Below are 16,407 nucleotides of genomic sequence, written 5' to 3' on the forward strand. Positions count from 1 at the left end.
ACTCCTTAACGTGTTTTAATCATAGGTAAATTGAGATTTTTTTCTTCTGCACAAGCAATCGCGATGTCATACCCTGCGTCAGCATGGCGCATCACCCCTGTTGCGGGGTCATTGTGCAGTACTCGAGCAATACGCTCAGCCGCTTCGTCGGTTCCATCACAAACAATCACCACTCCCGAATGTTGTGAGAACCCCATTCCCACACCACCGCCATGATGCAAAGAAACCCATGTCGCGCCACTGGCCGTATTTAATAAAGCATTGAGTAGCGGCCAATCTGATACCGCATCAGAGCCGTCTTTCATCGCTTCTGTTTCACGGTTTGGGCTAGCAACTGAGCCAGAATCTAAATGATCACGACCAATAACAATTGGGGCGGAAACCTCACCACTTCTGACCATCTCATTAAAGGCTAAGCCTAATTTAGCTCTGTCCCCTAAACCAACCCAACAAATACGCGCCGGTAACCCTTGAAAGCTGATCCGCTCACGTGCCATATCCAACCAACGATGTAAGTGCTTATCATCAGGTAATAATTGTTTAACTTTAGCATCAGTTTTGTAGATATCTTCGGGATCTCCTGATAACGCAACCCAACGGAATGGGCCAACGCCACGACAAAATAGAGGGCGAATATAGGCAGGAACAAAACCAGGGAAATCAAAGGCATCTTTCACCCCCATTTCCAGCGCCATTTGGCGAATATTATTGCCATAATCAAATGTGGGTATACCTTGTTTCTTGAATGCCAACATGGCTTTAACGTGTTCTGCCATGGATTTCTTTGCCGCTAAGGCAGTGGCTTGTGGCTCTTTGACACTGAGTTCTCGGTATTTTTCCCAACTCATGCCAATAGGTAAATAACCATTGAGTGGGTCATGGGCACTGGTTTGGTCGGTAACCATGTCTGGCTTCACACCACGTTTAACTAATTCAGGTAAAATTTCAGCAGCATTTGCACACAGTGCAATAGAAATGGCTTTGCCTTCTGAGGTGTATTTTTTAAGACGTGCTAATGCATCATCGAGATCAGTGGCTTGTTCGTCGACATAATGCGTTCTTAGGCGAAAATCAATGCGGCTTTGTTGACATTCAATATTCAGTGAACAAGCCCCTGCAAGTGTTGCGGCTAATGGCTGAGCGCCCCCCATTCCACCTAACCCCGCCGTTAATACCCAACGACCAGTTAAGTCACCATTAAAATGCTGACGAGCAGCTTCAACGAATGTTTCATAAGTACCTTGGACAATCCCTTGGCTGCCGATATAAATCCAACTTCCTGCGGTCATTTGCCCATACATCGCCAAACCTTTGGCATCCAGTTCGTTGAAATGCTCCCAATTGGCCCAATGAGGCACAAGATTCGAATTAGCAATTAAAACGCGTGGAGCATTAGCGTGAGTTTTAAACACCCCGACAGGTTTACCGGACTGAACAAGTAAAGTTTCATCGTTTTCGAGTTGTTTCAAAGATTCAATGATTTGGTCATAACATTGCCAATTACGTGCCGCACGACCAATACCACCATATACAACTAATTCATGGGGATTTTCTGCAACATCGGGGTCAAGATTATTCATTAACATACGTAGTGGCGCTTCCGTCAGCCAGCTTTTTGCACTCAATGAATTACCACGCGGCGCCCTAATTTCGATATTTCTATATTTATTATTAAGTGCTGTCACTTGTATACCCTCTATTTATCGATTCATTGGATACTCACTCTATCTTTCTATAGATATAGTTGTATATACATGTACGATCAATCAATTTTTTAACATAAAAATTAAATTATTTTTATATAAAAAAGAGGGTTTTCATTAAAAAACAACAAGATAATTATCTTATGTATTTATTGTTCTATACTTTTTTATTCTAAATTTGCCTGTGAGATCACATTAAATTCACAATAATTTTACATGAAAAAACAAAAAAAACGTGATGGAGAGAGTGTGTAAGGCACAAAGCGGAAATTTGTATTAATACAACCCCGCCTATTTTTTAATGAAAACTAAGAGGAAAAACTGCCTTTGAGTTTATAACGATGACCGGGGAACAATAATTTTGTACTGGTGACTATAAATGACTGAGACCAAGTACGACGAGTAATCAGCAAGCAGGATGCACCTACATTAATTTGCAATAACCTTGCAGCCCGTTCATCTGCCTCGATCGCTTCCACAATGTGCTCACCTTGGGTCAATGGTGCGACCTGAGATAAATAATCATGGGGAGTAATAGATAAAAAGTTTTGCTGTAAGTAATCAGGCGCCGCTAGAGCATTAACATACCTATCTTCGATTTGAACAGGGACATCATTTTCTAAATGTACAATGATAGAATGAAAAACAGGGGCTCCTAGACTAATATTAAGTTCACTCGCCAATGCTGATGACGCTTGTATTTCTTCAAGCTTAATTATACGGCAACTATATTTATGATCCCTCGCAAGGATCTCCGCTTCTATGCTGTGTATTTCGAATAATGCGGATTGCCCCTTAGGCTCTGCAACAAAAGTCCCAACGCCTTGCAAGCGAACTAATAACCCTTCAGCTGTTAATTCACGGACAGCACGGTTTGCTGTCATTCGGCTACATTGAAATTGGGAGACTAGCTCAGCTTCAGATGGAATACGGTCATTTGCCTGCCATTGTGCAGTGTGAATTTTCTCAATAATAGACTGCTTAACTTGCAAATATAAGGGAACTGGCGTTCCTGATTTATCTTTTTTATTGGCTGTCACAGTGTTTTCCAATTTAATCATTAAAATCTGAAGGATGTATAGGCTATTTTACGTCACAAAATGTAACTTTAGCTTAGTACTATCGGGCATTTTTTATCCTGACAGTCGTGAATAAAAGCATCACATTTAATACCCCATTAACGGTATAAATACGCGATGAGATTTTAATAACAACAAACAAAAATAATCATAGAGTTGCTATACATAATGAATACATACATTACATACAGCAACCAATATATTATTAATTATGGCTATTATTAGCTCAATTTAAATGATTTTTTATATTAATACTGACCAAGATTATGGATTACGGTGGGTAATTTCCCCTTCATATACTCGTAAATACAAGGGGTTACTGCCTTGCTCATATATCATTTCCACAGGTTCTTGCGCATTCCACACCACAAAATTGGCAATAAACCCCGGCGCTAATTGCCCATGAGTATCTTCTCGCCCTAACGCTTTTGCAGCATGGCGGGTCACGCCTGCCCAAATTTCTTCTGGTGTTAACTTAAATAACACAGCCGCCATATTCATAATCATACGTAATGATGCAAATGGGCTTGTTCCTGGGTTAAAATCGGTTGAAACAGCCATCGGAACTTGGTGTTCGCGTAATAATTCAATAGGTGGCAGTTTAGTTTCTCTTAGAAAATAAAAAGCACCTGGCAATAATACTGCAACTGTCCCGCTCGCTTTTAGCGCACGTATTCCTTCAAGATCTAAATATTCAATATGATCAACAGATAGACCATGGTAGCGAGCAACCAATTCGCTGCCACCTAAATTTGATAGTTGTTCAACATGGCCTTTTACTGGGATACCCAACTGCTGAGCGGCGGCAAATAACTTTTCACTTTGCTTAAGAGAAAAACCAACGCTTTCACAGAATACATCAACGGCATCAAATAGACCTTTTTTCCACAGCTCGGGCATGATTTTTTGACAAATTAATTCAATGTATTGATCAGACTGGCCTTTGTATTCTTCAGGCACAGTATGCGCAGATAACAATGTTGAACTCACTGAAATTGGATATTCCGCGGCTAAGCGCTTAGCAACTTTTAATTGTTTCTCTTCATTTTCATAATCAAGGCCATAGCCTGACTTCATTTCAATTGCCGTCACACCCTCGCGAATTAATGCTTCTAGCCTCGGTTTAGCACGGCAAAACAACGCGTCCTCACTCATTTTTCGTGTCTCACGGACAGTGGAGTTTATTCCACCTCCTTGAGCACTAATGGTTTCATAGGAAACGCCATTCATTCTTTGTTCCCATTCCGCGGCACGGTCACCACCAAAAACTAAATGAGTGTGGCAATCAATTAAACCAGGGGTAATTAACCTACCCTTAACATCAATAATTTGGCAGTCGTTAATTTCAGTATCTTTAGTAGGGACAATGGCAATAATTTGCTTATCACGAACAATTAAATCATGATTTTCGACTAGCCCATACGGTGCTGCTGATCCTGTACTCATTGTTGCAATGCGGCCATTACGCCAAACTATATCTTGCGGGAGAGTTTTAAATACCATTAGCTTTTCCTATTGTTGCCAACGTCGGTTTTATTCATTTCATTAATGAAAGTATAGATATGTATATACAATTAGACTAGCTACCCCCCTGTTGTCAATGCTTACTCGATAAAAGGTTATAAATTTGTTACATAACACCAATAATTTGCAATTGTCTCCATTGACCGAAAAAATGGGTTACACTAACGACCAGAAAGATTAATCGCCAAAATGTTATTAAAATTATGAAAAACAAATTTGGACTTGAAGATGAAGATATTCGTCTCTTTAAAGAAGCCATTAATGGCGCAAAAAAAATTCGTCAGGACCAAGTCCTACACGCGCCTATTCGAGCAAAAGTAACCCAACCCTCAAGTAAGAAGGTTATCCAAGAGCAAGTTGATGCTTCATTTTATTTTTCGGATGAATTTCAGCCTCAGCTACAAGAGGAAGGCCCAACCCGTTATTTAAGGCCAGATTCTAACCCTTATGAACTAAAAAAATTGCGGCGTGGTGACTACGTCCCTGAATTATTTTTAGACTTGCATGGCCTAACACAAATGGAAGCGAAACAAGAAATTGGCGCTTTGATTGCCGCCTGTAAACGTGAAAATGTTTATTGTGCTTGTATCATGCATGGTCATGGGAAACACGTTTTAAAACAACAAACACCATTATGGCTTGCACAGCACCCTGATATTATTGCTTTTCACCAAGCCCCTAAAGAATGGGGGGGAAATGCTGCTCTATTATTACTTATAGAAACGATGGAGAGCGCTCGTCGTTAAGCGCTCATATTATATTTTACTTTGCAAATAATAATTGCGATGGGCTCAACATCCATTCAACGTGGCTTTTCTGGTGTGCCACATCAATTTCAATACAAGCAATAGTTGATGTGGTAAACATTGGTGGTTCTTTGTGTGGGCACAATTCAGACACCAAATAACCCACCAATGGCAAGTGAGAAACAACTAATATAGCATTGGAACCGATCACCGCAAGGTCACGGATATGATCAGCAACAAAAACGGCATTCCCTCCTGGTGTCAATTGCTCTAACACTTCAAATTTGCTTGGTATGTTAAGATGTTGGCTAACCACTTCACGTGTTTGCTCAGCCCTTAAATAAGGGCTCACCAATACACAATCAATTTTGACCCCTTGATTTTGTAACCACTGAGCCATTAAAACTGACTCATCTTTTCCCTTTTGTGTTAATGGGCGAGCAGCGTCGCTTGCTGCCTGTATCGCTGCATCGCCATGACGCATAATATAAACTTGCATAATCCACCATCTGAGTAGCCTACTTAATTAAAGTGACTATTCTTTTTGTTAAGGTAATTGTTGTAAAAATAACCATCAGTTGGGGTAAAGTGTGATTCTGCATGAAATGGCCAGCAAAGAAAATGATTTGGGTAGATTTTTGTTGATGTTTTATCTGAAAAATATGCATAAAAAAAAGTTATATCTTAAAAACAATCGGTTATAAATCACCTTATACTATCTCTACCGCCCATTAGGTAATTAACACCTCTCACCTTATGCCCCAAAAATAAACTTGCCTCTTTTAGCCTAACTTTTGCGATAAAGCCCATTGGAAAATAAAGGGTATGACACGCATAATAAAAAACCTGACACCAAGCAAAACGTATTAGTATCAGGTTTATATTATTATCTTATTAATTGTTAAAATATTTTTACACCACGGGGAAAACCATAATTCAGTAATCGTTATCCCATCATGTAAGCGAAGCTACTTGTCAGTGTTAACTGAGAAAAAAGTATGGTTTTTTTCAGCCATCTCACACAATAGCTCACAAGGTTGAAACTTCTCACCATGACGCGCGGCGAGAGAACGTAATGTTTCTACCGTTTTAGCGATACCTAAGCTATCCATATACCTAAATGGGCCACCAAAAAAAGGTGGGAAACCAATACCAAATACAGCCCCTACATCACCGTCACGTGCATTTCGAATGATATTTTCATCTAAGCAACGGGCCGCCTCATTGAGCATCATCATAACACAACGCTGTGCAATATCCGCTTTACTCAATCGGCTGTTTGGCGTTACCCCTATTAGTGAATAAATGGTTTTATCCACTTGCCGTTTGCTGTTTTTTTTCCAAAACAACAGTTTGCTTGAAGAATGACCGTATTCATAAAACCCTTTGCTGTTTTTCTTACCTTTACGCCCGTCTTTGACAACTTTATCAAGTAAATCAGGTGCATTAAAACGCTCACCAAAGCGCTCGACTAAAATAGGTAAAATTTTGGTTCCGACATCAATACCGACCTCATCCAGCAAATTAAAAGGCCCCAAAGGGAAACCGAACTCAACCAAAGCGCGGTCGATTTGTTCAATAGACTCACCTTCAACAAGACATTGAGCTGCCTCACATAAATAAGGCGCTAAAATCCGGTTCACATAAAAACCGGCATCGTCCCCGACAACAATCGCTGTTTTACCTTGGCGTTTCGCAAAGGCAACCACTGTCGCTATGGTTGTTTCATCCGTCTGCTGGTGAGGGATCACTTCCACCAGCGGCATTTTATCGACTGGGCTAAAATAATGTAAACCAATAACCTTTTCAGGGTGTGCTGCATTAGCCGCAATTTGATGAATAGGTAATGATGATGTATTAGATGCAAAAATTGTTTGTTTGGCCGACATTTTTTCAACATCAGTAACCATTTTTCGCTTTAATGCTAAATCTTCGAAAACAGCTTCAATAATGATATCTGAGTTTTCAAGCCCTTGATAACTTAACGTCCCTGATATTTTAGCCATTACAGCCGCTCGTTCTCGTGCTAATAACCGCCGCTTAACTACCCTCTGAGTGAGTAGATCCCAGCTATAACGTAGTGCTTGGGCAACACCTTTCTCTGAAATATCTTTAATACGGACAGGTAATTTCCCCTGAAATGCACTAACGTAAGCTATCCCTCCCCCCATGAGGCCACCACCCAATACCCCCACTTTATTAATTGGCAATGGGTTGGCTTGTGCACCGGATTCATTTTTCAATGAAGTGACGGCAAAAAATAAACTACGCAATGCAGCCGACTCTGGTGTCATCACCAGTTCGCCGAAAGCTTTCGCCTCTTCTGCATACCCAGCTTTCAAGCCTTTATTCATCCCTGTTTTCACAACATGAATTATTTTTTCAGGTGCAGGATAATGGCCTTTTGTTTTACTTAATACTTTTTGCTTGGCATTTTGAAACACTTTATTACGCAGTAATCGGCTGCTTAATAACCGTTGTTGCCAATGAATAGCAGGACGTTTAATTCCCCCTTTTTTAACCATGTTAACCGCGACATCTAACAATATGGATTGCGGCACAACGTCATCCACTAATCCCATTTTTAGTGCTTGTTTTGCACCTAATTGCCGACCTGTTAGCATTAAATCCAAAGCATGTGGGATACCGATTAACCGGGGTAATCGTTGGGTTCCACCTGAGCCAGGCAATAGCCCTAATTGTACTTCAGGCACCCCTAGCTTGGTTTTACTATCATTCGAACAAACCCTAGCATGGCAAGCCAATGCAAGCTCTAACCCACCACCTAAACATGCACCATGAATAGCGGCAATAATAGGTAAAGGGTAATTATCAATTTTATCAAATAATGTATGGCCTTCCTTTGACAACTCGCTTGCTTGCGCTTTAGTTTCACAATTCGCAATCATGCTGATGTCCGCACCAGCAATAAAATTGTCTTTTTTCCCTGAGGTAATGACTAAACCTTTTAACCCCGAAGTGGATTGTGCTTTTTGTAAAATGGCAAGGAATTGTTCAGCAAATTCAGCTTTTAATGTATTGACCTTTTCTTCAGGCACATCAATGAAAATAACCCCAACATTTTCATTGTAAATTTCTAATTTAAACGCGGGTTGAATAGCCCCTATCGCCAATTCAGTAGTAGAATTTTGTGTCATTATTCCACCTCTAAGATCATTGCAGTACCTAAACCACCAGCCGCACATGCAGTGGTCAACCCAAAACCACCACCCCGTCTACGCAGCTCATTTAAAGTTTGCGTAACCATCCGCGCCCCTGTTGCCGCAAAAGGATGCCCATAAGCAATAGAGCCGCCCAACACATTAAATTTATCCATATCAATTTCACCAATTGCATTGCTCATTGCTAGTTTTTCTTGTGCAAACTTACGGCTACCAAACATTTGTATATTCGCCAGCGTTTGTGCAGCAAAAGCTTCATGCATATCAATCAAAGATAAATCTTGTAAAGACAGCCCTGCCCGTTTCAATGCAATGGGTGTGGCATAAGATGGGCCTAATAGCATGTCTTCCCATACATCAATTGCAGCAAAGGCATAACTGCGAATGTAACCTAAAGGGGTGTAACCTAGTGCTTTTGCTCGTGACTCTGTCATCATTAATACTGCTGCTGCACCATCAGTCAGTGGTGTACTATTAGCCGCAGTGACACTGCCATGCTTACGGTCAAACGCAGGTTTTAGCTTAGCGTATGATGATAGAACTGAATTAGCGCGAACATTATTATCTTGTGAGTAGGCTTGTTTAAAAGGCGGCATATATGCCGTCATAACCTCATCATTTAAAGCACCATTTTCCCATGCTTTTGCCGCTAATAAATGCGAACGATGCGCAAGTTCATCCTGTTGTTCCCGACTGATATGATAGCTTTTAGCCATTTGTTCAGCAGTATCCCCCATGCGAAGCCCTGTGGAGTACTCTGCAACTCCCGGCGCAACAGGCAGTAGGTCTTTTAAGCGTAATTTTGCTATTAGTGACAGTTTTTGCCCAACAGATTTAGCTTTGCTTAATGCTAATAAGGTCGCTGCTAATTTTTTCGATACCCCGATAGGAAGAACAGAGGATGAGTCAGCACCACCAGCAACCCCAACAGAGATATCCCCTACCATCATACTTTGAGCTACATTAACGATCGCTTGAAAGCTTGTTGCGCAGGCACGAGATACACTATAAGCATCTGTTGAGACACTCATTCCCGTTCCAAGGACTATTTCCCTCGCAATATTAGGGGCTTCTGGCATTTGAACAACTTGCCCAAAAACAAGTTGTTCAATTAGGTTTTTATCTAAGTCACTACGCGCTAATAACTCGGCAACAACCGCTTTGCCTAAGTCAACAGCTGCAATCCCTTGATATGCGGTAGACTGCTTTGCAAATGGTAAGCGTAAACCACTCACAATGGCGATCCTTTCTTTTGTTGGATATGTTTTTTCACCATGGTGGGAATGTTGATTCATGGTCGCTCCTGCTAAAAGCAAAATGAAATATAGTTAGATTATTCACTACCGACCCAAAGAGGTCTGACCTGTAATGATTGTTAACATAATATTCACATTTATCAATGGCTATTGATAAAAAATGCGAGCAAACACGCAACTTAGAGTAAAAATAGGATGGAAAAGATGTGATAAAAAAAGACAAGATAAACCTTTTACCACACTGAATCTGCCTAAAGGCTATATTCTTGGTGATAAAAGGTCAATTAGGATAGATTCAAACGTTTGATTAACGAAGGCCTAACTGAAAAATCAGACTTTCTGCTTCGCAACTAAAAGTAAATTCAGCATTCAATTCAACGCCACCCTCTACCGCATTGATAGAATGGGTAATAACACAAGGGTCTGACTCAACAGATTTTGCTTTGTCTGTGAGTGTTTTCAACATGGACTCCGCTTCTCCCTGTGTGGCGAAAACATGCTGATACGATGCGGTACAGTCTTTGTTATCTAACACTGTTCCTACATCCACACAACAGCATGCTGCTGTCTCATCCGCGCTACAACGGTTAATCGCATCAGTCATTTTACTCTCCAAATAAACAAACTGTTAAGTTGCTATCATAACGCTTAAAAAGTGCTAAAAACTAGTGTGTATCAAAATATATCACTAAAAATTAAACATAAGTTTGATCTTACCCCGCGCTTGCTTGTTTATTACTCTTAATTGGTCATTTTATGTTGCCATTTTGTTAAATGTGTCGCATTTTTGCAAACAGAATCGAAATAAACACAAAACAAGCTTGCTACATATCAGGTGGTCAGACCTATACTCTAGTAACTGGTCTGATTTGTCATAGCGGCAAGGGACCCTACAATTCTGCGCTTCTTGCGATAGAAGTCGCTTTATTCAAATAAAACATAAGAGGGTTTTGGTCATGAGCCAGAAAAACCTGTTTTCTAGATCAGCTTTAGCAATAGCAGTGGCAATCGTCTCCTCCAACGCAGGTGCAGCTGGTTTTTTGCTTAATGAATATTCCACATCTGCACTGGGGCGCGCGTTTTCTGGGGCTGGTGCAATGGGCGACAACGCAAGTGAGGGAAGCCGTAACCCTGCAGCCATGATGTTGTTTGATCGCCCTTCTCTGTCTGTCGGTGCTGTATATATTGACCCAAGTGTTGATATTAAAGGTAAAGGCGGCTCACCATTGGGTAGCAATACGACAGCAAACGATATCGCACCGAGTGCTGTTGTACCGAATGCTCACTTTATTTTTCCAGTTAATGATAAATGGGCAGTTGGGACTTCAATGACCACTAACTTTGGTTTAGCAACTGATTTTAATAAAAACTATGCTGCGGGCCCTATTGGCGGTAAAACAGATCTAAAAACTGTTAACTTAAATTTAAGTGGCGCATACCGTGTTAATAACAATTTCAGTTTTGGCTTAGGTGTTAATGCAGTCTATGCTGATGCAGAAATCACTCGGCATGCGGGTGATTTAGGTGCTCTAGCACCAATTATTAGTCAAGGGCAATTACCGGCCTTTCCTGGCAGCACCACTATGGCAAAATTGACAGGTGATGATTGGGGTTATGGTTGGAATGCGGGTATCTTATACGAAATTAATGATGATAACCGCTTAAGTTTAAGCTACCGTTCTAAAGTTAAAGTTAAGTTTGAAGATGGAAAATTCTCAAATGATATTCCTAAAGGAATACCAGACCTATACGGTACGGGCGGCGAAAAAGTTAAAGGTAAATTAGACCTTAATCTACCTGACGTTTGGGAATTCTCAGGTTACCACAAAGTCGCACCTAAATGGGCTCTACACTATAGTGTAGCTTATACAGGCTGGAGTGAATTTAAAGAATTAACCGCCTACCAAAAAAGTGATGGTAGAGAGTTATTCCATAAACCAGAGCATTTTAAAGATGCATGGCGTTTAGCATTAGGTACTACTTATTTCTATGATGATAACTGGACATTCCGTACCGGTATCGCCTATGACCAGACACCTGTACGTTCAGAATACCGTTCAATTTCTATCCCAGACCAAGACCGCTACTGGTTAAGTGCTGGTACAACTTATGCATTCAATGAAAATGCCTCTGTCGATGTGGGGATTTCTTATATGCATGGTAAGAAAGTCAATATCAGTGAAAAATTGCTGGAACGACCTGGTTCCCCTGTTTATAACTTCAAATCTGAAGGTTCCGCTTGGTTATATGGTGTAAACTTTAACTACGCTTTCTAATTTATTAATTTTAGTGAGTATCAGCGGAAACATCCCTGATACTCACTTACCTCCCACACCTTCACTCCCTAATTAAAATTTCATCTTGACCTCAGCTGTCATTACATGTAAATTAATTGTTAAATAGGTTAGTTTCATTCTATTCATTTCGTCATCTACAATTAGCTTTCAAAACTTTACAAGTTTAAGATAAATCGCTTTATATATCATAAAATTAACAGTTACTCTCTGAATGTTCTTATTTGCAAGCACAACTTAAGTATGTATCTTATACTTACTCATACACACAAAATATGAGCTGTTTCATCAAACTGTATTAATAATGCTATATCTTAACGCTAGTAATAGCTGTGAAAATACAAAGAGGCAACAATGACAAAAACGTAGGGGGTTTTTATGGGAACACTATTTACTATAGGCTTTATTGGTGTATTAGGGGTAATCGCCTTGATTGACACCGTCTCTCAACGAGGAAAGCAAGACAATGATTAGTTTTTTATTTATCACTCTCTAGTATCAAACGTATACAAGAGAGTGATAAACCTTCCATGAGCATATCAATCTATTAGTCTATAGAATCGAGCTGGTCCTCAATTGCGGCTGCATTTGGGTTTTCTGTCGCATTCAATGCCCCACCACTCGATAAGAAATCGTTCCGTTGGAAATACGCTTCACGTAACATCAAGTACGGGTCTGAAGAATTTTTCAACAGCCCATCAGAATCCAACAATCTCGCTCGAGTTTCAATACCTTCAAGTGCCCACTTACCCGCCGACATCCAAAATGTCAGATAACTTAACATTGGGTATAAACTATCAGCAAGGTCACCACCTTGTTCTCTCGGTGTAGCACTACCATAGCCAGGCAGAACTACATATGGCCCATAACCTACATCATAATAACCTAATGTATTACCAAAGCGTTTAGGCTCTTCTTTTGCTAATTGCGGGTTAGCCATCGACGCAACGTCAATTAAGCCCCCCATCCCAAACACGGTGTTAAGGAAAAACCGGTTAAAATGTTTAAAACCTTGGGTGACTTCACCACGCAAGAAACTATTCAACATACTTGCGGGTTCTTCAAGGTTGACAAAAAAGTTAGTTAATCCATTACGAGCAGGCATTGGTACATAATCATTCCAAGCAACAGCAACCGGCCTTAAGACATAAGGGTCTAAGACGTTATAGTTGAAATTAAACATCGCTCGGTTAAAACCTTCTAATGGGTCTGAACGCTCATGAGTTTCTGGATCAATGTTACTTGCACAACCTGCAATTAACACTCCAGCCAGAAAGACGCCCGTCATGCGAAACTTCATAACACTTCTCCATTCCCTGCACCGTCCTGCTACGGCACTTTCCACTGTAATAATGAATACGATTATAGTAAGGCTAAAAAAGGGATTTTGTTAACCTTTTTGAGTGATTTGATTACTTAAATATAAATTATACCTTATTTAATCATCTTGTTATTATAAGAATATTGAACAATTAGTCCAAACTACAGATAAGCATTATTATATTTTATAGGGTAATCAAATTATTATATATAGAAATACGATTTATTACGCCTATCAATCGCATTATAAGTTAAAAAACATACTCAATATTTAGCTTCTGACCCCATTATATTTAATCGTCTTTTTACGACCAACCAAACCAATATTCATTAGTATAATTAATGCACCTAAGACAATTACTATATCAATATTATACCAATGGGACAGTGATTAGTGCATTTTTTATTCAGACAATAACTATTTGAGTTAAACCATATCATCTTGATTTATAAGACCGCAATTATAACTAACTACAATACATTCAATCTATGTTGAACACTAACCATAGCCACGATATTAGAGCTTGTATCTTTATTGAAAAACATTCAATTAATTCATTAGAAGCATCGAAAGAAATTTTGCTTGTATGCTGATATATAGAAAAGGCTAATCCGTAATCATAAACAGATAAAATTTAGCATGAAAATTGTACAAAAACGCCATTGTGTGCAATTAATTCAATTTATTATACGTAACGACTTGATTCAATTAGAAGTGAACAGTAAAATGCCAAACTCATCCAGTGACACGTCGAAAGTCCCCTTAGTTAAATGGATATAACGAGCCCCTCCTAAGGGCTAGTTGCAGGTTCGATTCCTGCAGGGGACACCATAAACAAGAGCTCCCTCCTTACCGCAACCATAAAAAATCTATATTTACAGCAAGTTAACACTAACCTCAGTGAAATATAGAAAGGGTAAAGTGAGTTTGCATAGTTACATCAGATAGCCATTATAAGGGCACTAACTACTCAATTTAGCTTTAGTAAGATAATGCCTCTGCATACCTGCTTCTGGGAAATCGGGGAGTGACATTTGTTTTACATAGCCAAGTTTTTCGTAAAATGGCAAGGCTTGGAAACTGAATGTATCAACTAAACCATGAAGACAACCTACTTTTACAGCCTCTTGCTCAGCAGCGCACATCAACTTTCGGCCTAACCCTTCATTTCTTGCCTTTTCACTAACCCATAAAAAATCTATACAAAGCCAGTTAGCTTTAACCTCAGCAAGCAAACCGCCAACCATTACACCATCATTATCTTTAAAAAAAACGCCTAATGAACTAAAACGTTCTGGGTTTAAAAATTGGACATTAAAGCTGCGTAAACCATTAAGAAGTTCATCTTTATCTGCAGGAGTGACGTCATGCGTAACAACAATATTCATTTAATACATCCTAATAACCATTTAATAAAAGGATTATATAATCATATTAATTTCAATTGATAAATAATAAAATGTAGCATAGTAACTAAATAAATATGCGGATATTGATTCATTAGCTTAAAATACATCCGTTTCTATTATTTGAGTAATAAGTGCCGTCACTGATAACACAAGTGATGATTTAATCATTTGCTGAAAACGTTGCTTTTGTAATTCTATAAGCTGTGTATCAACCATATCTTCTGGTTGATCAAAGCGCATCATTTCAGGTAAAGGCCCCATGCAATGAAGCATTTTAATACTGCCTAAAATTTCATCATCAATATAATCTAAATTTAAATCACTTGATAATAATGACTGATTTAAAGCAAGAAATAACTCAATATCCTCATAGGTTTCTCGAGTAATTGCGCCTAAAGCAAATAATAACTTTAAACGAACAGATAGTTCACCTAATGGCCCACTCCCTGTTAAAAGAGGCTCAACTGCATATTTTACTGCATAATCATCCTTTCTAAACACTTTTAACATTAATTTATCAATAGCTTGTGTAATTAACGAAACAACCTCTTGAAAAAAAAGATGTACTTCAGGGCGCCCATTTAATCGCTCAAGAATTTGATTTTCAATGTTTTGTTTATTTTCCATAATAATTTTTTGTCACTTTACAGCTATACAGCTCGTTACTAATTTACTGATAGCTATAAAGTGAACGAACCTCAATAATTAATTTATTATCCGTAATATTACTGGTTACTCAACATCATTAATTGGTATTGAGAACAAATTTTTTCAACAACCTGTGGATATTGCGCTAATGCACAAAATTCAATAACTGCTTGGTAAACCCCGTTTTCATTGATACGTTTTGCCATCTCATTCGCTTGCGGGTCACTATCACACCTAAAATGTAATGCAGCAGCAATACCTATAATCAGATTTTTATTAGGTAATTGGTACTCAAGTGTACCTAATAGTGGCTTAACTAGCCTATCATTTGGACTCAGCTTACGTATTGGTTGACGCCCCACACGGTTAACATCATCTTTTAAATAAGGGTTTGCGAAACGAGTTAATATTTTATCAATATATTGGCAATGGGTTTCTTCATTAAAGCCATAACGTTGAATTAATACTTGCCCACTTTCTTCCATCGCAGATTTAACCACAGTATAAATCTTTGGTTCAGCAATCGCATCGCTAATTGTTTGACAACCATATAACTGCCCCAAATATGCGGTAATGGCGTGCCCTGTATTTAATGTAAATAACTTACGTTCGATAAACGCCATCAAATTATCAGTTAGCTCCATTCCATTAATGGTAGGGATCTCGCCAATAAACTGAGTTTGATCGACAATCCACTCACTAAAAGACTCAACAGTAACATCAAGGGGGTCATCATTAGCCGCCTCCATGGGTGGCACAATACGGTCAACAGCTGAATCCACAAAACCAATATGTCGTTCAACCCATTGGTGTAGTTTCTCTGGTAATTGTGCCAACACATGCTGTTTTAATTGACTACTTCCCCTAACCATATTTTCACAAGCAATAATGTTGAGTGGTTGGGTGTTCCCTAATTCTTCACGATAAATAATACCTTTCGCTAATGTCGAGGCTATTTTTTCAAGAACTTGGGGGCCTACTGCCGTTGTCACCATGTCAGCCATAGCAATAAATTCAATGGTTTTTGGATCATTACTATTAACAGCATGGACATGCTGAACTTTTTCAATACGATTTTCTTGCCCAACAATATGAACTTGATAAGATTGTCTGTGGGCTAATTGGTCAATTAGCGGCTGGTTAACATCGGTAAAAGTCACTTGTGAATTCGCATCCGCTAGTAGTTTGCCTATAAAGCCACGACCTATATTTCCTGCTCCAAAATGAATGACTTTCATTGCTATT

General features: G+C 39.2%; 13 protein-coding genes and 1 tRNA gene. 3 read left to right on the forward strand and 11 right to left on the reverse strand.

The genetic code is table 11. The annotated features are described in order from the left end of the window. Positions 1 to 5: 5 nt before the first annotated feature. From hutU to hutI, 3 genes are all read right to left on the reverse strand, one after another. Positions 6 to 1,685: a urocanate hydratase gene (hutU, locus tag ACHB7C_RS10810; protein WP_042844536.1), complete on the reverse strand. Its 1,680-nt coding sequence runs from the start codon at positions 1,683 to 1,685 to the stop codon at positions 6 to 8. A 326-nt stretch (positions 1,686 to 2,011) separates the two neighbouring features. Next, the gene (gene hutC / locus ACHB7C_RS10815; RefSeq protein WP_370661201.1) at positions 2,012 to 2,743 is read right to left on the reverse strand and encodes a histidine utilization repressor; all 732 of its coding nucleotides are present in this window, start codon (positions 2,741 to 2,743) and stop codon (positions 2,012 to 2,014) included. 303 nt (positions 2,744 to 3,046) lie between these two features. Further along, positions 3,047 to 4,285, reverse strand: coding sequence for an imidazolonepropionase (gene hutI, locus ACHB7C_RS10820; protein ID WP_042844541.1), 1,239 nt, complete (start codon positions 4,283 to 4,285; stop codon positions 3,047 to 3,049). Positions 4,286 to 4,509: 224 nt separating this feature from the next. Here hutI and smrB point away from each other — a divergent pair, with 224 nt between their 5' ends. Then, entirely contained in the window at positions 4,510 to 5,052 is a 543-nt protein-coding gene (gene smrB, locus ACHB7C_RS10825) for an endonuclease SmrB (protein ID WP_048607547.1), read from the forward strand. Between the two features lie 16 nt (positions 5,053 to 5,068). Here smrB and sixA read toward each other — a convergent pair whose 3' ends face one another. The 4 genes from sixA to ACHB7C_RS10845 form a co-directional block, all read right to left on the reverse strand. Further along, a complete protein-coding gene (gene sixA / locus ACHB7C_RS10830; RefSeq protein ID WP_395347301.1) occupies positions 5,069 to 5,551 on the reverse strand; it encodes a phosphohistidine phosphatase SixA in 483 nt (160 codons plus the stop codon). A 469-nt stretch (positions 5,552 to 6,020) separates the two neighbouring features. Beyond that, entirely contained in the window at positions 6,021 to 8,210 is a 2,190-nt protein-coding gene (gene fadJ, locus ACHB7C_RS10835) for a fatty acid oxidation complex subunit alpha FadJ (protein WP_071548198.1), read from the reverse strand. Next, positions 8,210 to 9,529 (reverse strand): acetyl-CoA C-acyltransferase FadI, encoded by a 1,320-nt coding sequence (gene fadI, locus ACHB7C_RS10840; RefSeq protein ID WP_042844547.1) that lies wholly within the window; start codon positions 9,527 to 9,529, stop codon positions 8,210 to 8,212. Before fadI ends, fadJ begins: the two co-directional genes overlap by 1 nt. A 268-nt stretch (positions 9,530 to 9,797) precedes the next feature. Beyond that, positions 9,798 to 10,094, reverse strand: coding sequence for a YfcZ/YiiS family protein (locus tag ACHB7C_RS10845; protein WP_080750863.1), 297 nt, complete (start codon positions 10,092 to 10,094; stop codon positions 9,798 to 9,800). A 352-nt stretch (positions 10,095 to 10,446) separates the two neighbouring features. Between ACHB7C_RS10845 and fadL the strand changes: the two genes are divergently transcribed. After that, a complete protein-coding gene (gene fadL, locus ACHB7C_RS10850) occupies positions 10,447 to 11,766 on the forward strand; it encodes a long-chain fatty acid transporter FadL (RefSeq protein ID WP_042844549.1) in 1,320 nt (439 codons plus the stop codon). 565 nt (positions 11,767 to 12,331) lie between these two features. Here the strand turns inward: fadL and mlaA are convergent. Next, complete coding sequence (gene mlaA / locus ACHB7C_RS10855; RefSeq protein WP_042844550.1) at positions 12,332 to 13,084, reverse strand: phospholipid-binding lipoprotein MlaA; 753 nt, start codon at positions 13,082 to 13,084, stop codon at positions 12,332 to 12,334. Positions 13,085 to 13,861: 777 nt separating this feature from the next. On the opposite strand from mlaA, the gene ACHB7C_RS10860 reads away from it, so the two are divergent. Continuing rightward, a tRNA-Arg gene (locus ACHB7C_RS10860) sits at positions 13,862 to 13,936 on the forward strand. Between the two features lie 131 nt (positions 13,937 to 14,067). Here ACHB7C_RS10860 and ACHB7C_RS10865 read toward each other — a convergent pair. From ACHB7C_RS10865 to ACHB7C_RS10875, 3 genes are all read right to left on the reverse strand, one after another. After that, positions 14,068 to 14,493: a GNAT family N-acetyltransferase gene (locus tag ACHB7C_RS10865; RefSeq protein WP_042844552.1), complete on the reverse strand. Its 426-nt coding sequence runs from the start codon at positions 14,491 to 14,493 to the stop codon at positions 14,068 to 14,070. Positions 14,494 to 14,610: 117 nt separating this feature from the next. Then, positions 14,611 to 15,144: an MltR family transcriptional regulator gene (locus ACHB7C_RS10870; RefSeq protein WP_042844554.1), complete on the reverse strand. Its 534-nt coding sequence runs from the start codon at positions 15,142 to 15,144 to the stop codon at positions 14,611 to 14,613. Between the two features lie 95 nt (positions 15,145 to 15,239). Next, positions 15,240 to 16,400 (reverse strand): mannitol-1-phosphate 5-dehydrogenase, encoded by a 1,161-nt coding sequence (locus ACHB7C_RS10875; protein WP_042844555.1) that lies wholly within the window; start codon positions 16,398 to 16,400, stop codon positions 15,240 to 15,242. Positions 16,401 to 16,407 lie beyond the last annotated feature (7 nt).

The sequence above is a fragment of the Providencia sp. 2024EL-00732 genome (assembly GCF_044006275.1).
Taxonomy (GTDB): Bacteria; Pseudomonadota; Gammaproteobacteria; order Enterobacterales; family Enterobacteriaceae; genus Providencia; species Providencia huashanensis.